Raw genomic sequence first — 21,583 nt, 5'->3', positions numbered from 1 at the left:
TTTGATAAAGTTCAGAGAAAGTAAACTGAAATATAAAACAAAAGAAGATAAATGACAGGAAAGGAAGAGGTAGATAGAAATGAAACCAGGAAGTCTCTTTGACAGAATATTCGGATTTTTAGGTCAATTAATCGCATTAAATTTGCTGTGGATCGTGTGCTCTCTTCCGATTATCACAGCAGGGGCATCCACCACTGCATTATTTTACTGTACATTGAAACTCCATAAAGATGGAGATATCAGAGTACTTCATGATTTTTTTAAGAGTTTTAAGCAGAATTTCAGGCAGTCCACACTGATCTGGATTCTGATGGCTGCAGCAGGAATATTTATTTATATGGAAAAAGAAGCTCTGGCAACAATGCCGGGATCCATGTCACAGATCTTTAATTATGTGATCTTTGCGGTCTATATTCCTCTGGTGGCAGTTGCACTGTATGTATTTCCAACAGTTGCAGCATTTGAAAATAAAACAATGACTTTGATCACAAACGCATTTTATTTTGCGGTTAAACATATAGGCTATGCATTAGCTGTGGCAGTGATCACAATCCTGCCAATGACAATGACACTTGTAGATGCAAAACTTTTCCCGGTATATCTGCTGATCTGGCTGCTATTTGGATTCTCTCTGACTGCCTATGCAGACTCCTGGTTTATGTGGAAATTGTTCAAACCCTACTTCAAAGAAGATGAAGAGGAACATCACTATGTGGACACAGAACCTGATCAGTATGCGTTTTAACCGAAACAAGCAGCGATACCTGGTTACGTAAAAAAATAGATAGAACATCTATAAAATAGAAAGAACAAAGAAATGAGAGGTACAGAGTATGGAATGGATCAAATATCACGAGGCAGAGAAAGTATTCGACCTGAGAACAGAGCACAGCACTTATCAGATGCAGGTAAGAGAGTATGATACTCTGGTTCATCTGTATTATGGAAGTCCGGTAGGCGATGCACTGATCACAGACAGGATCGTATGTGTGGACAGAGGATTTTCAGGAAACCCTTATGAGGCAGAAAAGGACAAAACATTTTCATTAGATACCCTGCCACAGGAATATACTGCATATGGAAATGGTGATTATCGTATCAATGGCCTGGAGACTGAGCAGGCAGACGGCAGTGATACTGCAAATCTGAAATTTGAGTCCTATGAGATTACAAAAGGAAAGTACAGCCTGAAAGGGCTTCCGGCAATGTTTGCAAAGGAAGATGAGGCAGAGACACTGGAAATTGTTTTGACAGACCGTGTCAGCGGACTGAAAGCACATCTTCTCTATGGTGTATTTCCTCATCTTGATGTGATCACCAGAGCGGTACGCCTGGAAAATACAGGTACAGCACCGGTTACAGTAAAAAAAGCAATGTCTGTGGAAATGGACTATGAATACAGAGAACTGGAGGCAGTCCATTTCTATGGCAGACACAATATGGAACGTCAGATGGAGAGAACTCCTCTTAGCCATGGCAACTGGTCTGTGGGAAGTATCCGTGGCACATCCAGCCATCATCACAATCCATTTGTGATCCTCTGTGACAGAAATACAGAGGAAACTTACGGAAACTGCTATGGATATGCACTTGCATACAGTGGAAACTTCTTATTTGAAACAGAGGTGGATCAGGTAGGACATACCCGTGTGGCAATGGGAATCCATCCTTATCATTTCTCCTGGACACTGGAACAGGGAGAGAGTTTTGAGACACCGGAAGTGATCATGGCATACTCAGCAGAAGGCTTCGGAAAACTTTCCAGAATCTATCATGATGCATACAGAAGCAATCTGATCCGCAGCAAATACACAGAGCAGCCAAGACCGATCCTGGTAAATAACTGGGAAGCAACTTATTTTGATTTTGACGCAGATAAGATTTACCACATTGCAGAAGAGGCAAAAAATATCGGACTGGATATGTTTGTTCTGGATGACGGATGGTTTGGAAAGAGAGACAATGACTGGTGTGCACTTGGTGACTGGGAAGTAAATGAAGAGAAGATTAAAGGCGGGCTTCCTGCACTTGCAGAGAAGATTCATGGACTTGGACTGAAATTCGGTCTGTGGGTAGAGCCGGAGATGATCTCTGAGGACAGTGATCTCTACAGAGAGCATCCGGACTGGGCACTGAAGATCCCGGGACGTGCCATGAACCGAAGCAGATATCAGTTAAATCTGGATATTACCAGAAAAGAAGTACGTGAACACATTATGAACCAGATCTTTAAGGTTCTGGATGCATGCAAGGCTGATTATGTGAAATGGGATATGAACCGAAGCGTAGATAACGTATTCTCAGCAGCTCTTCCAAAGGAACGTCAGGGAGAGGTTTACCACAGATATGTGCTGGCTGTCTATGAAATGATGGAAAGCCTGGTACAGAGATATCCGGATCTTCTGTTTGAGTCCTGCTCAGGCGGAGGCGGAAGATTTGAGGCGGGAATGCTTTACTATTCTCCGCAGATCTGGTGCAGTGACAATACAGACGCCATTGACAGACTGAAGATCCAGTATGGTACCTCCTTCGGATATCCTATAAGTACAATGGGTGCACATGTCAGTGTATGTCCGAATCATCAGTCCGGAAGAACGACTCCTTTTGAGACAAGAGGAACTGTGGCATCATCAGGTACCTTTGGCTATGAGCTGGATCTGATGAAGATGTCCGAAGAAGAGAAAAAGACAGCCAGAGAACAGATTCTGAAGTATAAAGAAATGGAGCATCTGGTACAGTCTGGAGACTATTATCGTCTGGTGAATCCATTCGAAAACAACAACCATGTACTCTGGCAGTTCGTATCAAAAGATAAGAAAGAAACGGTTGTATGCGGAGTAAGACTCCACAGTGAAGCAAATCCTTATATTTATCTTTTCTACCCACAGGGGCTGGATGCTGATATGAAATACGAAGACACAGCAACAGGAAAAGTATATACAGGTGCAGCACTTATGAAGGCAGGCCTGCCTCTGCCACTGACAACGGGTGACTACCAGCCAATCAGATTTACATTTAAGGCAGTGGAAAAATAGTTTAACCGAATCAAGTAGCGAAGCGGATTGCGAATATCCGATTGACTTATAAATAACCGCTTGAAAATAATAAAAGGGTGAAAACCAGTAATTGAGTTTATCAATAACAGATAAACTGGATTACTGGTTTTATTTGTTTTGGGTAATGTAAATAGATCTTTTCTGTGGTATACTTTATACATGCTGTGATTTATTTATGAGGTAACAATAAAACTGAAGAGCTTTAATGAATGAAAGGCCATTGTATTAACAGAGATTATTGCAATGGTTTTCCTTTTTATCTATAGATGTTAACAATCGGAAAAATTTATATGATATTTCTTTATAGATGTTATGGAATAATATAAAATAGCTGTAGAAGTACAAAAAACAAGGCAGGTGAAAGAAAATGAAAGAGAAAACAAAAAAAATGCCGGAAAGAATCAGAAATTATTTTTGCTCACATATGAGTGTACAGGTAACAGTAACAGTGGTGTTACTTCTGATTCTAGCAGGTTTGGTTCTTCAGATTTATGTAAAAAATCAATATTTTAATTACCTGCTTAGGAATACCAGATCAATGGAAGAGACCATGATTGAAACATCAACTATTAATATTGATGCAAATTTGAAGGATATCGTAAATGCTGCGTGTAATGTAGGCGTTAATGAGACATTAAGGACTCTGGTAGAGAATACAGAGGCAGACGGAATACTTCTTGAAAGAGAAAAACTGACACTGGGCAGCAGAATGGATGATATTGCTCATCAGATTGGAAGCGCAGTATCTATTGCGATTGTATCAGACAAAGGTTTGTGGCAGGAGTATGGTATATATTGGTATAAAACATCTGTAAAAGGATTGTGGGAAAATGACAATTTGGATAAACTTCAGGAAATATATGAAAAAACCATGGCTCTTCAGGATGAAAAAGCAAATGTGCGATATTATGTAGAAACAAATCCGGCTGTTAACAGCCAGTGGCCGCAGATAAGAATGGTACATATTGCAGTTCCGCTGATTGGAAAAACTTACAGTTTTTCATATGTAAATAATGTAGTGGTTGTATCTTTTAATATGGGCGATATTTGGGAAAAAAGTGCTTTTGACAGAGTGGCTGATAAACCCCTTTCAATTGGATATATTGCAGATGAAAATAACAGGATCATTTACCATCCAAATGAAGAGTACGATGGAATGACAGTGGAAAACTATAGAAAAACACTGGACAGTACCGAGAATATCAGCAGATCATTAAAATGTTTTGGATGGACAGTATATATTACCACTGATCTTGGAAAAATGCGTGCACAGGTTAATCAGATGTACACCAGAAGCATTTATGTATATTTGTTCTTATTGTGCATTTGTGGATTTTTATGGCAGTTTACAATACGAAAGATATTAAAACCAATAGATATTATCCGAGATTCTATGCAAAATATTAAACTTTCCAAAAATCTTCCTAAGATAGAAGTAAAAGGAACTAATGAAATCTGGCAGTTGGCTGGCTATTATAATGAAATGTCTGAGACTCTGGAACGGCAGTACAAGGAAATCCGCAGATACTATCGGGAAAAGAATCTTTCTATCCGTCAGAAAAATAAAGCAGAGAAAGAAGCTCTGGAATCACAGATCAATGCACATTTTCTCTGCAATACACTGACTGCAATCAATTATAATGCGATAGATAATGAAGATTATGAGGTGGCAGATCTTCTGAAAAAGCTTTCCAGTATGTTGTCGTATACATTCTCAAGGAAACTTGTGTCAGTAAGTCTGGGGCAGGAATTGAAATGGGTAGAGCAATATCTTTATCTGCAGAAGTTCAGGCTCATGGACGTATTTGATTATGAAATTGAATTTCAGGAAGAGTACGGAGAATGGCCATGCTGTAAACTTTTTATTCAGCCATTTGTAGAGAATTCTATTTTGCATGGTTTTGAGGGAAGAGAAAGAGGGGGAATGATCCGTATTACGGGGTACATTGATGGATCCAGATTCCGTCTTTGTATTGAAGATAATGGATGTGGAATGAATGAAGGTACAGAGAAGCTGATGCAGAAAATTCTTATGGAAAAACATACATTAGATCTGGCAGGAACCGGAATTGGAATTCAGAATGTAGTGACGAGACTAAGAATGTACTATGGAGAAGATCTTTCGGTAGTTCTGGAATCAGAGCCTGAGAAAGGAACTAAATTCACTTTCTGGCTTCCAATACCTGAAAACCCGGAGAAAGATATAGAATAAATACAATATGTAATGAAAGAAAAAGAGGAGGGTTATACGTTGAGGATTTTAATTGCAGAAGATGAGCAGAGAACCAGACAGGGATTAGTAAGGGTTTTGCAGAGCCTGGGGGATGAGTATGAGATTGTGGCACAGGCATCTAATGGAAAAGCAGCGCTGGAAATGATTCTGGAACAGAAGCCGGATGTGGTTTTTATTGATATCAAGATGCCGTTTATGGACGGGCTTTCAGTAATAGAAGCTGCCAGAGCTCAGGGAATTAAGGCAGAATTTGTGATTGTAAGTGCATATGCAGATTTTGATTTTGCCAAGCAGTCAATTTCTCTTGGTGTAACAGAGTATCTTCTGAAACCTCTTACAAGAGATGAGGCAGAAGCAGTACTGAAGAAAATTGAGAATAAGATCAGTGGAAAAAACAGCTATTCCCGCAGAAAATCCAGAAATTTGAGAGATAAATATCCGGATGCCCACCCTATGATTCTGCAGGCTCTGGATATCATACAGAGTGGATATGCCGGAAAAATAAGCCAGAAGAAATTGGCAGAAGATCTTGGGCTGAGCCAGGAATATTTCAGTTATCTTTTTGGAAAAAATATCGGAGAAAATTTCAGCACTTTTCTAAGGGAATATAGAATTGAACAGGCACAGTATATGTTGAGGGAAGAAATATGTGATCAGAGGGATGTTCCTTATCAGGTAGGATTTTCCGATTCTAAATACTTCAAAAAAGTCTTTCGCGAGGTGACAGGAAAGAGTCCATCTGAATATCTGTCAGAAATAAAAGAGTAAAAATATAAGAAATATATGGAAAATATCCTGAAAATCTTAAAATATTTCCTTAATCTTAAAATATTATCCGTACAAAATTCCTTTTTCCATAAAATCTTGGGTTATGCGGTGGAAATTTGAATGGTAAAATATATACAACAAAACAACAGAGAGACGACTTAAAATTGTGCAACTAATCAAAACAAAATTCAACTAAGAAGGAAAAAGGGAGGAAAAAACATGAAAAAAACATTATTTGCAGCAACAGTATTGGCGGCTTCGTTGATGGCAGCATCAACTGTACAGGCAGCTCCACAGGAAGTTACAATGTGGCATTATTTTGATCAGAAACCAGAGCAGGAAATGCTCGCAGATATGGTTGAAGAATATAACTCTTTACAGGATGATATTCACATCAATGCAACATTCGTATCCAGAACAGAGTTAATGAACCAGTACACAGTTGGAGCACTTTCAGGAGAACTTCCTGATATCGGACAGGTAGATTCACCGGATATGGAATCCTACATATCTCTCGGAGTATTCGAAGATATCACTGATGAGCTGGAATCATGGGGAGAACTGGATCAGTTCTATGATGGACCATTAAGCTCCTGTAAAGACCCTGATGGAAAAGTTTACGGACTTCCACAGAATAGTAACTGTCTTGCACTTGCTTGCAATATGGATCTTCTGAAAGCAGCCGGATATGATCATATGCCGCAGAGTCTTGATGAGTTCAAGGAAATGGTTGCAGCAACAACAGATACATCCAATGATGTATACGGATTCGCAATGTGTGCAGTATCTACAGAAGAAGGAACATTCCAGATCCTTCCATGGCTGAGATCTGTACAGAATGGAACTGGCGTTAATGTTGATAATATTACTGCTGATTCTGCTGTAAATGGATTACAGACACTTGGAGATTTTGTAGCAAACGGATACATGAGTAAAGAGTGTGTAAACTGGACACAGGCAGATGCATGGAATCAGTTCTGCGCAGGAAAAGCTGCATTTGCAGAATGTGGAACATGGCATCTGGCACAGACAGATGCAATCAACGGAGCATTTGAATATGACTTTACACTTCTTCCAACAGGCGACGAAGGAACCTCTACATCTACAATCGGTGGTGAGAACTTTGGTGTCTGCAAAGGATCAGAAAACAAAGAAGCATGTGCTAAATTCCTTGAGTGGCTCTGCTCACAGGAAAACGAAGCAAAATGGGCAGCTGTAGGCGGAAAGATTCCTACAAGACAGGATGCAACAGCAGAATATACATTTGAGGAGGATGGATTCAAAGTATTTACAGAAGAAATGAACTATGCTCAGGCACGTGGACCACATGCTGAATGGCCATCTATCTCTGAAGCAATTTATACAGCAGCACAGTCTGTGATCGTAGACGGAACATCTGCAAAAGACGCTCTTGAAACAGCAGCAGGCAAAATTAACCCAATCATAGAAGAAACACCTCTTCCTGAAAGCAACTAAAATTAATAAACAGGGAAGGATGTGGCTTTAATGGCAGCAAAGTCTAGGACTATGGCGCAGCAAAAGACAAAAGAAGCATACTGTTTCATTGTACCTGCATTTATCTATATGATCCTTGTGCTGGGATATCCAATCGTTTATAACATTATCCTCAGCCTTAAGGATGTAAATGTAAAGAACCTGAAATCAGGAACTTCCGTATTTGTCGGATTACAGAACTATATTGAATTATTCCATGACCCGACATTTCTTCTGATTTTGCGCAATACATTTATTTTTACAATAGCTTGTCTTATTTTCCAGTTTACTATCGGATTTGCATTTGCAATGTTTTTCAATCAGAAATTTAAACTTGCAGGTCCGATCAGAGGTTTGATCCTTGTCAGCTATATGATGCCGATGGCAGTAACTGGTCTTCTTGGCAAAAATATCTTTTCCAATGCAGGTCTTATCAATGACCTGCTTGGAAAAATCGGAATCAGCGGTCCAGAGTGGCTGGTCAATACCAGTACAGCACTGATCGCAGTAATTGTTATGAACTGCTGGGTAGGTATCCCGTTTAATATGCTCCTTCTTGTATCAGGACTTACAAGTATTTCACCGGATGTATACGAGAGTGCATCCATGGATGGAGCGAACTGGGGACAGCGTTTCATTTATATCACACTTCCACTGATGAAGGAGTCAATTCTCGCAGTATTGATGTTAGGATTCATTTATACGTTTCGTGCATTCGACCTGATGTATATCATGACAGCCGGAGGTCCGTTGAATTCAACAGATGTACTGGGAACATATTCCTATATGTTATCATTCACACAGTTTAACTTTTCAAAAGGTGCGGCAGTTGCGATGGTACTGTTTGCCTGCCTGTTCCTTATTGGTCTGTTCTATCTGAAACTGTTATCAAAAGAAGAGGAGGAAAGCTGATATGAATAATATGACAGGTGCTGAAAAAGCAAAAGAAATCAGAAATTCCATATTTGCGATCCTTATAGCAGCAGTTTTTTTATTTCCAATCTACTGGCTGATACAGATTTCATTTAAGTCAGATGCTGAAACATTTGGAAAGGTTCTTACATATTTTCCACATGAGTTTACATTTGAGCCATGGCTGGAAAATCTGACAGATAAAACTTTCCTGATATCATTAAAAAACAGTTTCCTTAACGGACTTCTGACAATGGCAATTGCTCTGATACTTGGTGTTCCGGCAGCTTACGGAATGGGAAGATACAAGGTAAAAGGTGGAAATGTTTTCCTTCTTACATTCCTGATCTCACAGATGCTTCCTCCGTCTCTGACATTGACACCGATGTATCTGATCTTCAGCAAACTGGGATTCCTTGGAAATCATCTGACAGCTCCGGTTGCGATTGCAGCCAGTTCGATACCTTTTGTAATCGTAACACTGAGACCTTATTTCAGAAGTATTCCGGTATCACTGGATGAGGCAGCGAGACTGGATGGCTGCGGATCAGTAAGGGCATTCCTTATGGTTATGCTTCCGGCAGTAAAGACAGGAATTATCACCATCATGGTTATCTCATTCCTGAACGGCTGGAATGATCTGGTATATTCAATGACATTTAATGTTGCAGAGACAATGAGACCTTTGACAGCGAATATCTATAAATTCCAGAGTGCATATGGTACAAGATGGAACTGTATCATGGCTTATGGTGCAATACTGGTACTTCCGGTAATTCTGATGTTTATTTTCTTACAGAAATATATTGTAGGCGGTCTTGTCGCAGGTGCGGTAAAAGACTGATAAAATAAAGCTATTATTTATATTATAAACATGTTCAGCGGATTAGAACAAAACAGATAAAACTGCAGTTCCAATTCGCTGAAACTCCATTAAGAATGAAAAGGAGAAGGCAGAAATGGCAAATCAGGAAGAAGTAAGAGACGTATATGGGTATTTTGAGCAAAAAGGAAATGCGCTGTGCTACCGTTATGAGGCTGAACGGGTAAGAATTGAGCCGTGGGGTGCTGACAGCCTTCGTGTACGTGCATGGAAAACCGCAGAGATGGATCCGGCAGACTGGGCATTGATCAAACCAGAGAAGGAAATCACACCGGAAATCGAAGTTCGCGAAGACGGAGCAACGATCCGTAATGGTAAGATCCGTGCAGAGATTAATCTGATCGGTAAAATTGCATTTTATAATCAGAAAGGAGAACTTTTACTGGATGAGTATGTCCGCAACAGAAAAGATATGTTCGGAAATACCTGCAGTTCTCTTGAAGTAGAAGCCAGAGAATTTAAGCCTATCACAGGTGGGGATTACAGACTGACAATGCGTTTTGTTTCCACACCGGAGGAGAAAATATATGGTATGGGCCAGTACCAGCAGCCATACCTTGATATAAAGGGAGCTGATCTTGAACTGGCACACAGAAATTCACAGGCAAGTGTTCCGTTCATGCTTTCTAGTCTTGGATATGGATTCTTGTGGAATAATCCGGCTGTAGGACGTGTAAATTTTGGCAAAAATATTACAACATGGGAAGCATTTTCTTCCAAGAAACTGGATTATTGGATCACAGCAGGTGACACACCGGCCGAAATCGAAGAAGCTTATGCAAATGCAACAGGCAAAGTTCCGATGATGCCTGAATATGCAATGGGATTCTGGCAGTGCAAACTTCGTTATCAGACACAGGAAGAACTTCTTGAAGTAGCAAGAGAATATAAACGCCGTAACCTCCCGATTTCTGTAATAGTTGTTGACTTCTTTCACTGGCCAATGCAGGGCGAATGGAAATTTGACCCGACATACTGGCCGGATCCGGATGCAATGATCAAAGAACTGAAAGATATGGGAATTGAACTGATGGTTTCCATCTGGCCGACAGTAGATTACAGAAGCGAGAACTTCAATGAAATGAAGAGTAAAGGTCTTCTGATCCGCGTAGATTCCGGATATCCGATATCCATGGATTTTCAGGGAAATACACTTCATTACGATGCAACTAATCCGGAAGCACGTGAATATGTATGGGAAAAAGCAAAGAAGAATTATTATGATAAAGGTGTAAAAGTATTCTGGCTGGATGAAGCAGAACCGGAATATACAGTTTATGATTTCGAGAATTATCGTTATCATCTTGGACCGGATATTCAGGTTGGAAATATTTATCCTGTTATGTATGCAAAGACATTTTTTGATGGAATGAAAGCAGAAGGACAGGAGAATATTATCAATCTTCTCCGATGCGCATGGGCCGGTTCACAGAAATATGGTGCACTGGTCTGGTCCGGAGACATCAAATCTTCCTTCCCGAGTATGAAAAATCAGGTTGCAGCAGGTCTTAATATGGGAATTGCAGGTATTCCGTGGTGGACAACAGATATCGGCGGATTTTTCGGAGCAAATATAAATGATCCGGAATTCCATGAACTTCTGATCCGTTGGTTTGAATATGGATGCTTCTGTCCGGTTATGAGACTTCACGGATATCGCTGGCCGCTTCAGCCACAGTATGGTACAACTGGTGGAGCTACATGTGTATCAGGAGCACCGAACGAAGTATGGAGTTACACAGATCAGGTTTATGAGATTCTTTCCGATTATCTGAGATTAAGAGAGCGTATGATCCCATATATTACAGAACTGATGGAAGACGCACATGAAAAAGGAACTCCTGTTATGCGTCCGCTGTTCTATGACTTCCCGGAAGACAAAGAAAGCTGGAATGTAGAGACAGAATACATGTTTGGACCAAAAGTTCTGGTAAAACCGATCACAGATGCAGATGCACGTGAGACAGATGTATATCTTCCTGGCGGAGCTTCCTGGACAAATGCATGGACAGGTGAAACATTTGAAGGTGGACAGACAGTGCATGTAGCGGCACCGATCGAGCAGATTCCACTGTTTACAAGAGACGGCTACAAACTGCCAATGGAATAATAAATATAGAATAATTTAAAGATCATAAGGGTGCCGTAAAAATTATCGAAACGGGTGATTTTCGGCACTCTTTTAAAGAGTAATTAACTGGATTGGTTTATCTGATCCAAATATATGACAGAGGAGTAGAATAAAAATGGGAAAAGCAGCAAATTCAAACATTTCTCTTAAGCAGATTCATGTTACAGACAATTTCTGGAATAAATATGTGCATCTGGTAAAGGATGTGATTATTCCTTATCAGTGGGATATTTTGAATGATAAACTGGAAGATGTGGAAACCAGTCATTGTATAGAGAATTTCAAAATTGCAGCAGGAGAAAAAGAAGGAGAATTTCAGGGTGCCGTATTTCAGGATACGGATGTAGCAAAATGGCTGGAAGCAGTTGGTTTTGTATTAAATTATGAAAGAGATGAAAAGCTGGAAGCACTGGCTGATGAGACGATTGAGCTGATCGGACGTGCACAGCAGCCGGATGGATATTTAAATACATATTTTACGATTAAGGAACCGGATGGACGGTGGAGTAATCTTATGGAAGGTCATGAGCTTTATACAGCAGGGCATATGATCGAGGCAGCAGTGGCATACTATGAAGCAACCGGAAAACATAGATTTCTGGAAATTGTATCAAAATTTGCAGATCTTATCTGTGAGACTTTCGGACCGGAAGAAGGAAAGATTCATGGATATCCGGGGCATCAGGAAATTGAACTGGCACTTGTAAAACTTTACCGTGTAACAAATGAGAAGAAATATCTGGATCTGGCAAAATATTTTATTGATCTGAGAGGAACCGGTAAAAATTATTTTCTGGAAGAGGAAAAGAGACCGGAACATAAGCGGATTTTTCCGGATTTCGTAAATTATGATACCATGTATGCACAATCCCATGAACCGGTGAGAAAACAGAAAAAAGCAGAAGGACATGCGGTAAGAGCAAATTATATGTATTCTGCAATGGCAGATCTGGCATATGAATATCAGGATAAAGAATTACAGCAGGCATGCCACAATCTGTGGAATAATATGGTGCACAAAAGAATGTATATTACAGGAAGTGTTGGATCTTCTGGTTTGCTGGAACGCTTTACAACAGATTATGATCTGCCAAATGACAGTAATTATTCTGAAACATGTGCCACGATTGCGCTTGCCATGTTTGGAAAGAGAATGGCAGATATGGAGAAAGACGCTTCCTATATGGATGTAGTGGAACGAGCTTTATATAATACTCTTTTATCCGGTATTGCCATGGATGGAAAAAGCTTTTTCTATGTAAATCCTCTGGAAGTATGGCCGGCAAACTGCATGCCAAGAACTTCACGGGAACATGTGAAACCTGTCAGACAGAAATGGTTTGGAGTTGCATGCTGTCCGCCGAACATTACCAGAACACTTGCTTCTCTTGGACAGTATATTTATTTTCAGGAAGAAAATGAGATTTATGTAAATCTGTATATTGCAAATGAAACTGAAGTTACATTTAATGGTGTTCCGTTTAAGATTACATTAAAAGGAAATTTCCCATGGGAAAATAAAATGACAGTTTCTGTGGATGGTACTCAGGAAACAGATGTGATGATCGCTTTCAGAGTTCCTGCATATGCCAAAAATTTCAAAATTTTGAGAAATGGAAAAGAGGAGAAACTGACAGCAGACCATGGATATATCAAAGTTTTCGGAAAAATGTATAAAGAAACATTTGAAATCAGCTTTGATGCACAGCCTGTATTCGTTCATGCAAATCCACAGGTAAGAGCAGACAGTGCAAAAGTGGCAGTAGTAAAGGGACCTCTGGTTTATTGTGTGGAAGAAGCGGATAACGGGGAGAATCTTTCTTCTGTTATGGTTAATACTGATCAGAAGATTGAAGAAACATATGATGACGAACTTCTGGAAGGATGCAGTGTACTCCATATAACCGGCAAAAAAATTTCAGAGAAGGGTTGGAATGAAGGAATATTGTATCAGAACAGAAAAGTAGAACTGGAAGATGTTAAATTGACACTGGTACCATATTGTTATTGGGGAAATCGTGAAAATGGAGAAATGCTTGTGTGGATGAAGGAACTTTTTTATATGTAATTCGCTGATAAAATAAAGGAAAAATAAAAGGAGATCGCAGAAAAATATGTGGTCTCCTTTTGGTCTGTTCAGTATTTGTTTGATTATAGGCTGACAATTATTTTTTCTTTTTGGAATTATGCTCCGGTTCCGGATTCATCCCGTCGATTATATGCTCAATCATCATTTTCTTTACATAGACATCAAAGCTTAACAGGCAGATAAATGAAAATCTCTTCAAATTTGCCTGATCTTCTTCATCTGCGTCCCCGAAAGTATCCTGTGCTGTTTTGTATTTGCGCAGCAGGTCTTTCTTGAGAGATTCAATCTGATCTTTCTCCATGCTGAAGACTTCGTTATAGATGTAAGTCATATCTTTCTCGGTCATGGATTTGAAATATTTTTGCGCGATCGGTGTGAGCAGAGTCTGAATATCATTAATGGAAAGAATATTCTTGAAATAATAAATAAAGATCAGCATCAGGATATGCTCACGGGAATAACGCTTCTTCTCCGGCGGAGGGAGAAGTTTATTCTTGGCATAATTGTTGATCATGGTCTTGGTGAGAATCTTGTCGTCTGCGTAACGTTTGGAAGAAACGAGCTGTTCTTCCATAAAGGTTGTCACCTGATCCATATATAAATCAATATTTGGGATGTCTTCCGGTTTAATATAGTCAATCCTGGATACACTTTCCAGAATGCTATTTATCATGTCTTTATCATCGATTGTCATCTTTTATCACCTCTGTTCTTTATTATATAGTTTTAAATACTACTTGTAAATGTTTTTTTTACTCATTATAAAATTTATTATTCAGTGTAGAGCTGCATAGCGAAGCGGATTGCGAATATCCGGTTGAATTTACAGGAATCAGTTGTAGGCGAATAGATTTTTGTGTATAATCATAAAGATATATGCCTGTTCCGGCACAAAAAATATTTTGAGAGATGTAAACGATAACCGGTACATATTTTGAACCTGAAAGATTACTGCAGGAATCAACTTGTTGATCAGCATGGTTGTTTGTAAAATAATGTACCGTACAGGAAGAAGACAGGAGAAAATATGAGTGATATTTACAGTGCATTAAATCCTCAGCAGCAGGAAGCGGTTTACCATACAGAAGGTCCACTGTTGATCCTTGCGGGAGCGGGTTCGGGAAAGACGAGGGTGCTTACCCACCGCATTGCATACCTGATAGATGAAAAGGGCGTAAATCCCTGGAATATCCTGGCTATCACTTTTACAAACAAAGCAGCCAGTGAAATGAGAGAGCGTGTAGATAAGATTGTGGGATTCGGCTCAGAGAGTATCTGGGTATCTACCTTCCATTCTACCTGCGTGCGTATCCTGCGCAGACATATTGACAGGCTTGGATTTGATAACAGGTTTGCCATTTACGACACCGAAGATCAGAAGACTCTGATGAAAGAAATCTGCAGAAAGCTGAATATCGACACCAAAATATATAAGGAACGTTCCCTTCTGGCACAGATTTCCCATGCCAAAGATGAGCTGATCACACCGGATGAGATGGAACTGAATGCAGGCGGTGATTTTAATAAGAAGAAAGTGGCTGCAGTATATAGGGAATATCAGGCATCACTGCGGAAAAATAACGCGCTGGATTTCGATGATCTGATCGTAAAGACCGTAGAACTTTTCCAGAATTGCGGAGATGTTCTTGAGAATTATCAGGAGCGTTTCAAATACATCATGGTGGATGAGTATCAGGATACCAATACCGCACAGTTTAAATTTGTAAGTCTTCTGGCTTCCAAATATGAGAATCTCTGCGTAGTCGGTGACGATGACCAGTCTATCTATAAGTTCCGTGGGGCAAACATTGGAAATATTCTTGGATTTGAGCACGTTTTCCCGGATGCAAAAGTGATTCGTCTGGAGCAGAATTACCGTTCTACCAGGAATATCCTGAGTGCGGCCAATGAAGTGATTGCAAATAATGCCTCACGTAAATCGAAGACACTCTGGACAGAGAATCCGGAAGGTGATCTGATTCATTTCCGCCAGTTTATGAATGGCTATGAAGAGGCAGAGTATGTGGTAGGTGAGATTTCCAGAGCACACAGAGAAAATGGTGCGAAGTACAAGGATTGTGCGGTTCTTTACAGAACGAATGCCCAGTCTCGACTTTTTGAAGAGAAATGCCTGCTTGCGAATATCCCGTATAAGATCGTAGGTGGCGTAAACTTCTATGCACGTAAGGAAATTAAAGATCTTTTGTGCTACTTAAAGACAATCGATAATTCCAGGGATGATCTGGCGGTGCGCCGTATCATCAATGTGCCGAAACGAGGAATCGGGGCTACGACTCTGGGAAGGATTCAGGATTATGCAGACCAGATGAGTGTCAGCTTTTATGATGCCCTGCGTGTGGCAGAAGAGGTTCCGTCTATTGGCAGAAGCCTTTCAAAGATTGACGGTTTTGTAACCTTTATTCAGGGGCTGAAGAGCAAGGCAGAATCTTATACTGTCCGTGAAATTCTGGAGGAGGTTATCCGTCTTACCGGATATGTCACAGAATTGGAAGCGGAAGGGACGGAGGAAGCAGATGCAAGAATCGAGAACATTGATGAGCTGATTTCTAAGACAGAGTCCTATCAGGAAGCTATGGAAGAGCAGGGACAGCCGGCAACCCTGTCAGGATTCCTGGAGGAGATTGCGCTGATTGCGGATATCGACAGTGTTGACCCGGATCAGGATTATGTGCTTCTTATGACCTTACATAGCGCCAAGGGTCTGGAATTTCCGAGAGTATTTCTGGTTGGAATGGAGGATGGAATTTTCCCGTCTTATATGTCAATTGTGTCGGATGATAAATCTGACCTTGAGGAAGAACGCCGCCTCTGTTATGTGGGAATTACAAGAGCCATGGAAGATCTGACACTGACTTCCGCGAGACAGCGAATGATCCGCGGAGATGTGCAGTACAATAAAGTTTCCAGATTTGTCCGTGAAATTCCGCGCGAGCTTGTAGATTTGGGACAGGAAGCGCAGGAAAAGAAGAAAATTGTTGCAGATATGATCGCAGCAGACAGCAGCCTTGCGAAAATGAAAATGACGATGGCAGCCAAGCCTTTCAAACCGAGAGAATTTAAAGTGACGAAAGCGGCATCTCTGGATTATGAAGTGGGAGATACGGTGCGCCACATCAAATTTGGAGTGGGAATTGTCAAAGATATCGTGGATGGCGGCAGAGATTACGAGGTCACTGTTGATTTTGATAAGGTCGGTGTTAAGAAAATGTTTGCAGGATTTGCGAAGTTGAAGAAATTGTAAGGAAAAGGAAAACATTATGAGTAAAAACACAAAAGATGTAGTAGAAGACAAGGATTATTCCCTTGAACGTGTACCTGTAACCGCCAGAAAAGGTTTCTGGCCGATGTTTTTTATCATGCTTGGCTTTACGTTCTTTTCAGCAAGTATGAGCGTTGGTGCAAAACTGGGAATCGGATTGAATCTGCAGGGATTTATCTGGGCGGTTCTGATCGGAAGTATTGTTCTGGGGACTTATACAGGTGTGCTTGGTTATATCGGAAGTCACACCGGTATGTCACTGGACTTACTTGCCCAGCATTCTTTCGGTAAAAAAGGTTCTTACCTGCCGTCAGCATTGATCAGTTTTACACAGATCGGATGGTTTGGTGTAGGTGCCGCTATGTTTGCTATTCCGGCAGCAGATGTGCTTCATGTATCACCGGTCGTACTTGTGGTGATCGCGGGTGCATGTATGACACTTTCTGCGTATCGTGGAATTGAAGGATTACAGATCGTAAGCTATATTTCTGTACCATTGATTGCGGTGCTTGGAATTTATTCCATGTGTCTTGCAATCAGTCAGGGCGGCGGTCTGGCATCTGTATTTGCGAAGAGCCAGGGAACGCTGACTATCGCTGGCGGAGCCGGACTTGTTATCGGTTCCTTTGTCAGTGGCGGAACTGCAACACCGAACTTCACCCGTTATGCAAAGACAAATAAGATTGCGATTGTTACAACGGTTATCGCATTCTTCCTTGGAAATGCCCTGATGTTCGCATTTGGTGCGACAGGCGGTGCTTTTACAGGAAAAGACGATATCTTCTATGTTATGATTGCACAGGGACTGACCGTTCCGGCACTGATTGCACTGGGAGCAAACATCTGGACAACAAATGACAATGCGCTCTACACTTCCGGACTTGGACTTTCCAATATCACAAAAGTCCGCAAGAAACCTATGGTAGTGATCGCAGGTATCATTGGTACTGTACTTTCTATCTGGCTTTACAATAACTTTGTAGGCTGGCTGAATTTCCTGAACGCAGCCCTGCCGCCGGTAGGTGCGCTGATCTCTCTCGATTTCTTCCTGCATAAATCTGATTATGAATCAGGTGAGGAAGCAAAGAAAGAGGTGAAATGGGGTTCTGTTATCGGCGTGATCTGCGGAGCACTGGCAGGAAACCTTATCCCTGGTGGAATTGCTTCTATTAATGCGATGATCGTGGCGGTAATCTGCTATTTTGTAGTGGGAGCAATTGCAAAAGACTGAGAAGAAAACTGATAAAATTCTATTGCAGCAGGAAAACGGAGATGAATATTATTTATACTACTGAGAATAGACAGTAAAGTATAATTTAAAGAACATGAGAATTGCGGGAGCTGCTTTGCAGCGGAGCAATTCGTAGATATCAAGTTAGGGGCAAAATGTCTTTTGACCCTAACATCAGAACATATAGTTAAAAAAGAAGTATGTGAAAGAAATAATATTGGCTTTCGACATGCTTCTTTTGACTTCATCAACTTAGTAAATTGAAACGCAAAAAAGTTATTTATATTTCTGACAGAAGTTGTGGCAGCTTAGGAAGACTGTCAAATTCATAATCCGGAATGATCTTATCAGTCTTACAGTGATTCGGGTTGAACCAGATCGTGCGGATTCCGGCATTGAGTCCGCCCTGAATATCGGATGTCAGACTGTCTCCGATGATCACAGCTGTTTCTTTGTGAAAATCTGGTATTTTGGAGAAGCAGCAGTCAAAGTATTCAATGCTTGGTTTGTTATAACCGAGTTCTTCCGAAATGAAAATATCCTCGAAGTATCGGGAGATATTGGCGCTTTTGAGGCGGCCTTTCTGGACGCTGAGAGTTCCGTTTGTTACAAGATACATGCGGTATTTTCCATAAAGAGTTTCCAGAAGTTCTTCTGCACCGTCCATAAAATAATGACCATGGGCGAGCAGGAATTCATAGATTTTGGCGGCTTCTTCGGCAGGGGCATCAATGTTTTGCTCTGAGAAAAGAAGCTGGAATCTGCGAAGCTTCACCTGTTCTCTGGAAATCTTTCCTTGTTCCAGTAATTTCCACTGGGCGAGATTTAACTCGCTGTAACGTTTTAAAATAGAAGGGGCAGGAGTAATTTGAAAATTCTCCAGTGTTTTTGAAACGGCGATACGTTCTGCCTGATTAAAATCAAGCAGGGTATTATCAAGATCAAATAAGAGCGTTTCTATCATGAGATTTGTACCTTTCTTAGTGTATTTTTTATTGTAATCTGTATTTTATACATATTATATAACGGTATCAAGTCGAAAAGTTGTTCGTGCCTGCGCGATAAAATGATACTGTTAACTACGTTTTCAGAAACGATAAATCTTTTGCATTTGATATCATTATAATGAAACAATTCTTAAAAGTATAGCAGAAACCCAAATTTAATTGAGATATTTATGGTAAAATCAGATAGAAAGTGGTATAATAATCACATTAAACAGCAGACGGCAAAAGTGTTAACAGCTATTCTATTTTAACGATAGCGTCTCGTCTGGCAGATTATTGAGAGGATGGTGCGGTTATGAATATTAAAATCGAAGAATTATTAGCAGCATTAAATAAAAAAGAAGAAGAGAAAGAAAAAAATACAGTCCTCTGGGTACTGGCAATCATTGGCGCAGTTGCAGCAGTAGCAGGTATCGCATTTGCTGTATATCACTTCTTTGCTCCAGATTATCTGGAAGATTTTGAAGAGGATTTTGACGACGACTTCGATGATTATTTCGAAGACGAAGAAGAATAATTATCGCGAGAGAATGAAAATGAGAATGGCTCCGGCTTATACCGGGGCTATTTTTATGAAAGCAATTAAGAGAAGAAGGTTTGCTATTGTTCATGGAATGGACAGTAATAAATTTTAAATAAATCTTATAGATGTTATCAGATTTATAGAGATATATGAGTAAACATAGGAGGATATATGAAGAAAGGTGAAATTTACGAGGGCGTAATTGAGAAGGTAGATTTTCCAAATAAGGGAATTGTAATGGTAGGTGACCAGAAAGTAACTGTGAAGAACGGTATGCCTGGTCAGAAGGTACGCTTTATGATCAATAAGAAACGTTCCGGACGTGCGGAAGGACGACTTCTGGAAGTGCTGGAGAAATCTTCGCTTGAGATAAGAGAACCGGTCTGCAACATTTTTCCAGAGTGTGGTGGATGCATGTACCAGACAATGTCCTATGAAAATCAGCTTGAAATGAAAGAGCGACAGGTGCGGGAATTATTGGATGGGGCGTTAAACGGTACAGAGTATCAGTGGGAAGGAATCCATGGAAGTCCGATTGAATTTGCATACCGTAACAAGATGGAGTTTTCCTTTGGGGATGCATATAAGGACGGTCCATTGACACTGGGACTGCACAAAAAAGGAAGCACCTATGATGTACTTACTGCAAATGACTGCAAACTGGTGCACGAAGATATGACAAAAATCCTGACTTGCGTTCATGAATATTTCCTGAAACGAAATGTTTCTTATTATAAAAAAATGCAGCATACCGGATATCTGCGTCATTTACTCCTGCGCCGTGGCGTAACGACAGGGGAGATTCTGGTACATGTGATCACGACCAGTCAGGAAGAACATAATCTGGAATCGCTGAAAGAGGAACTTCTTGCACTTCCGCTGGAAGGCAAGATTGTCGGAATCATGCACATTATCAATGATTCTCTGTCTGATGTGGTACAGAGTGACGAGACACGTATCCTTTACGGACAGGATTTCTTCTATGAAACTCTGTTGGGACTGCGCTTTAAGATCAGTACATTTTCCTTCTTCCAGCCAAATTCGCTGGCAGCAGAAGTCCTGTATTCAGTAGTCCGTCAGTATATCGGAGACACGAAAGACAAAGTAGTTTTTGACCTTTACAGTGGAACCGGAACGATCGCCCAGCTTGCAGCATCTGTGGCAGACGAGGTGATTGGTGTGGAAATCGTAGAAGAGGCGGTAGAAGCTGCGAAAGAGAATGCGGCATTAAATAATCTTGGTAACTGTAAATTTATAGCAGGAGATGTCCTGAAAGTTCTAGATGACCTTACGGAGAAACCAGACGTGATCATCCTCGATCCACCAAGAGACGGCATCCATCCAAAGGCATTGCCGAAGATTCTTTCTTACGGAGTGGACCACATTGTCTATATTTCCTGCAAAGCCACAAGTCTTGCAAGAGATTTACCGGCATTTCTGGCGGCAGGATATAAGGTTGAGAAGGCCTGCTGTGTGGATCAATTCTGCCAGACTGTCCATGTGGAGACGGTGTGCTTGCTTAGCAAGAAACCTTGATTTTATGCGGGTTAGCGGGCTTTTTTAGAAAATATGTACCTGTGTTTTTAACAGGAAAAAATGTATATAGAATAAAGTAATTTAAGAGGGGTGCAAAAAAAACAGAGCAGCAAAAGTTGTACGCCGGAATAGTACTGATGGAAACTTGCTGTCCGCGAATAGTTGCACCCTTGTTTTTAATTGATTTTCGGCGTCTTTCCGCTTATAATATACATAGTGGTTTATTGTTGTATTTTGTAGAGGTGAAAGATATGGAATACATGACAGTCAAGGAAGCATCTCAAAAATGGAACTTATCAGAGCGGAGGCTTCAAACGATATGTAATGAGGGGCTCATTCCTGGAGTATTGAAGTTTGGAAATGCATGGGCTATCCCGAAGAATGCTGAGAAACCAATTGACAGAAGAATTAAGTCCGGAAAATATATAAAGTCTTGATAT

Annotated in this window: 16 protein-coding genes; 14 read left to right on the top strand and 2 right to left on the bottom strand. The window is 40.5% G+C overall.

Going from position 1 to position 21,583, the window contains the following annotated elements; genetic code table 11:
* Positions 1-79: 79 nt before the first annotated feature.
* From ACTNC0_RS06880 to ACTNC0_RS06840, 9 genes are all read left to right on the top strand, one after another.
* A complete protein-coding gene (locus tag ACTNC0_RS06880; RefSeq protein WP_300335078.1) occupies positions 80-745 on the top strand; it encodes a YesL family protein in 666 nt (221 codons plus the stop codon).
* Between the two features lie 88 nt (positions 746-833).
* Positions 834-3,035 carry an alpha-galactosidase gene (locus tag ACTNC0_RS06875; protein WP_441086832.1) on the top strand — a complete coding sequence of 734 codons (2,202 nt, stop codon included), beginning with the start codon at positions 834-836 and terminating at the stop codon, positions 3,033-3,035.
* 388 nt (positions 3,036-3,423) lie between these two features.
* The gene (locus ACTNC0_RS06870; protein ID WP_291817399.1) at positions 3,424-5,268 is read left to right on the top strand and encodes a sensor histidine kinase; all 1,845 of its coding nucleotides are present in this window, start codon (positions 3,424-3,426) and stop codon (positions 5,266-5,268) included.
* Positions 5,269-5,307: 39 nt separating this feature from the next.
* Positions 5,308-6,057: a response regulator transcription factor gene (locus ACTNC0_RS06865; protein WP_291817397.1), complete on the top strand. Its 750-nt coding sequence runs from the start codon at positions 5,308-5,310 to the stop codon at positions 6,055-6,057.
* Between the two features lie 219 nt (positions 6,058-6,276).
* A complete protein-coding gene (locus ACTNC0_RS06860) occupies positions 6,277-7,533 on the top strand; it encodes an ABC transporter substrate-binding protein (protein WP_291817395.1) in 1,257 nt (418 codons plus the stop codon).
* Positions 7,534-7,563: 30 nt separating this feature from the next.
* Positions 7,564-8,463 carry a carbohydrate ABC transporter permease gene (locus ACTNC0_RS06855; RefSeq protein WP_441086831.1) on the top strand — a complete coding sequence of 300 codons (900 nt, stop codon included), beginning with the start codon at positions 7,564-7,566 and terminating at the stop codon, positions 8,461-8,463.
* A 1-nt stretch (position 8,464) separates the two neighbouring features.
* On the top strand, positions 8,465-9,307 hold the full coding sequence (locus ACTNC0_RS06850; protein WP_300336090.1) for a carbohydrate ABC transporter permease: 843 nt from the start codon (positions 8,465-8,467) through the stop codon (positions 9,305-9,307).
* A gap of 115 nt (positions 9,308-9,422) precedes the next feature.
* Positions 9,423-11,456 carry a glycoside hydrolase family 31 protein gene (locus ACTNC0_RS06845; RefSeq protein ID WP_300336088.1) on the top strand — a complete coding sequence of 678 codons (2,034 nt, stop codon included), beginning with the start codon at positions 9,423-9,425 and terminating at the stop codon, positions 11,454-11,456.
* Positions 11,457-11,592: 136 nt separating this feature from the next.
* Positions 11,593-13,545 (top strand): glycoside hydrolase family 127 protein, encoded by a 1,953-nt coding sequence (locus ACTNC0_RS06840; protein WP_441086830.1) that lies wholly within the window; start codon positions 11,593-11,595, stop codon positions 13,543-13,545.
* 97 nt (positions 13,546-13,642) lie between these two features.
* Here ACTNC0_RS06840 and ACTNC0_RS06835 read toward each other — a convergent pair whose 3' ends face one another.
* Entirely contained in the window at positions 13,643-14,260 is a 618-nt protein-coding gene (locus ACTNC0_RS06835) for a DUF1836 domain-containing protein (protein ID WP_441086829.1), read from the bottom strand.
* Positions 14,261-14,593: 333 nt separating this feature from the next.
* Between ACTNC0_RS06835 and pcrA the strand changes: the two genes are divergently transcribed.
* Together pcrA and codB are read left to right on the top strand one after the other, a co-directional pair.
* Positions 14,594-16,828, top strand: coding sequence for a DNA helicase PcrA (gene pcrA / locus ACTNC0_RS06830; protein ID WP_441086828.1), 2,235 nt, complete (start codon positions 14,594-14,596; stop codon positions 16,826-16,828).
* Between the two features lie 16 nt (positions 16,829-16,844).
* Entirely contained in the window at positions 16,845-18,077 is a 1,233-nt protein-coding gene (gene codB / locus ACTNC0_RS06825) for a cytosine permease (RefSeq protein WP_441086827.1), read from the top strand.
* A 280-nt stretch (positions 18,078-18,357) separates the two neighbouring features.
* Here the strand turns inward: codB and ACTNC0_RS06820 are convergent, their stop codons facing one another.
* Positions 18,358-19,041 (bottom strand): YjjG family noncanonical pyrimidine nucleotidase, encoded by a 684-nt coding sequence (locus ACTNC0_RS06820; RefSeq protein WP_441086825.1) that lies wholly within the window; start codon positions 19,039-19,041, stop codon positions 18,358-18,360.
* A gap of 338 nt (positions 19,042-19,379) precedes the next feature.
* Between ACTNC0_RS06820 and ACTNC0_RS06815 the strand changes: the two genes are divergently transcribed.
* From ACTNC0_RS06815 to ACTNC0_RS06805, 3 genes are all read left to right on the top strand, one after another.
* Complete coding sequence (locus ACTNC0_RS06815; protein WP_117674416.1) at positions 19,380-19,601, top strand: hypothetical protein; 222 nt, start codon at positions 19,380-19,382, stop codon at positions 19,599-19,601.
* A gap of 177 nt (positions 19,602-19,778) precedes the next feature.
* Positions 19,779-21,143 (top strand): 23S rRNA (uracil(1939)-C(5))-methyltransferase RlmD, encoded by a 1,365-nt coding sequence (rlmD, locus tag ACTNC0_RS06810; RefSeq protein ID WP_441086824.1) that lies wholly within the window; start codon positions 19,779-19,781, stop codon positions 21,141-21,143.
* Between the two features lie 251 nt (positions 21,144-21,394).
* Positions 21,395-21,580 (top strand): helix-turn-helix domain-containing protein, encoded by a 186-nt coding sequence (locus ACTNC0_RS06805; protein WP_441086823.1) that lies wholly within the window; start codon positions 21,395-21,397, stop codon positions 21,578-21,580.
* Positions 21,581-21,583: the final 3 nt, after the last annotated feature.

Origin of the sequence: Blautia sp. HCP3S3_B11 (assembly GCF_052064435.1) — a bacterium.
Lineage (GTDB): Bacteria > Bacillota > Clostridia > Lachnospirales > Lachnospiraceae > Blautia_A.
Note: the sequence above shows the minus strand (reverse complement) of the source record. Positions and strands in the feature narration are given on the sequence as shown.

Excerpts from the sequence above, each read along its gene's own strand:
- ACTNC0_RS06820 (WP_441086825.1), bottom strand. The coding sequence starts at position 19,041 with ATGATAGAAACGCTCTTATTTGATCTTGATAATACCCTGCTTGATTTT.
- ACTNC0_RS06880 (WP_300335078.1), top strand. The coding sequence starts at position 80 with ATGAAACCAGGAAGTCTCTTTGACAGAATATTCGGATTTTTAGGTCAA.
- rlmD (WP_441086824.1), top strand. The coding sequence starts at position 19,779 with ATGAAGAAAGGTGAAATTTACGAGGGCGTAATTGAGAAGGTAGATTTT.
- ACTNC0_RS06840 (WP_441086830.1), top strand. The coding sequence starts at position 11,593 with ATGGGAAAAGCAGCAAATTCAAACATTTCTCTTAAGCAGATTCATGTT.
- ACTNC0_RS06855 (WP_441086831.1), top strand. The coding sequence starts at position 7,564 with ATGGCAGCAAAGTCTAGGACTATGGCGCAGCAAAAGACAAAAGAAGCA.
- ACTNC0_RS06805 (WP_441086823.1), top strand. The coding sequence starts at position 21,395 with ATGGAATACATGACAGTCAAGGAAGCATCTCAAAAATGGAACTTATCA.
- ACTNC0_RS06835 (WP_441086829.1), bottom strand. The coding sequence starts at position 14,260 with ATGACAATCGATGATAAAGACATGATAAATAGCATTCTGGAAAGTGTA.
- ACTNC0_RS06845 (WP_300336088.1), top strand. The coding sequence starts at position 9,423 with ATGGCAAATCAGGAAGAAGTAAGAGACGTATATGGGTATTTTGAGCAA.
- ACTNC0_RS06815 (WP_117674416.1), top strand. The coding sequence starts at position 19,380 with ATGAATATTAAAATCGAAGAATTATTAGCAGCATTAAATAAAAAAGAA.
- pcrA (WP_441086828.1), top strand. The coding sequence starts at position 14,594 with ATGAGTGATATTTACAGTGCATTAAATCCTCAGCAGCAGGAAGCGGTT.
- codB (WP_441086827.1), top strand. The coding sequence starts at position 16,845 with ATGAGTAAAAACACAAAAGATGTAGTAGAAGACAAGGATTATTCCCTT.
- ACTNC0_RS06860 (WP_291817395.1), top strand. The coding sequence starts at position 6,277 with ATGAAAAAAACATTATTTGCAGCAACAGTATTGGCGGCTTCGTTGATG.
- ACTNC0_RS06875 (WP_441086832.1), top strand. The coding sequence starts at position 834 with ATGGAATGGATCAAATATCACGAGGCAGAGAAAGTATTCGACCTGAGA.
- ACTNC0_RS06870 (WP_291817399.1), top strand. The coding sequence starts at position 3,424 with ATGAAAGAGAAAACAAAAAAAATGCCGGAAAGAATCAGAAATTATTTT.
- ACTNC0_RS06850 (WP_300336090.1), top strand. The coding sequence starts at position 8,465 with ATGAATAATATGACAGGTGCTGAAAAAGCAAAAGAAATCAGAAATTCC.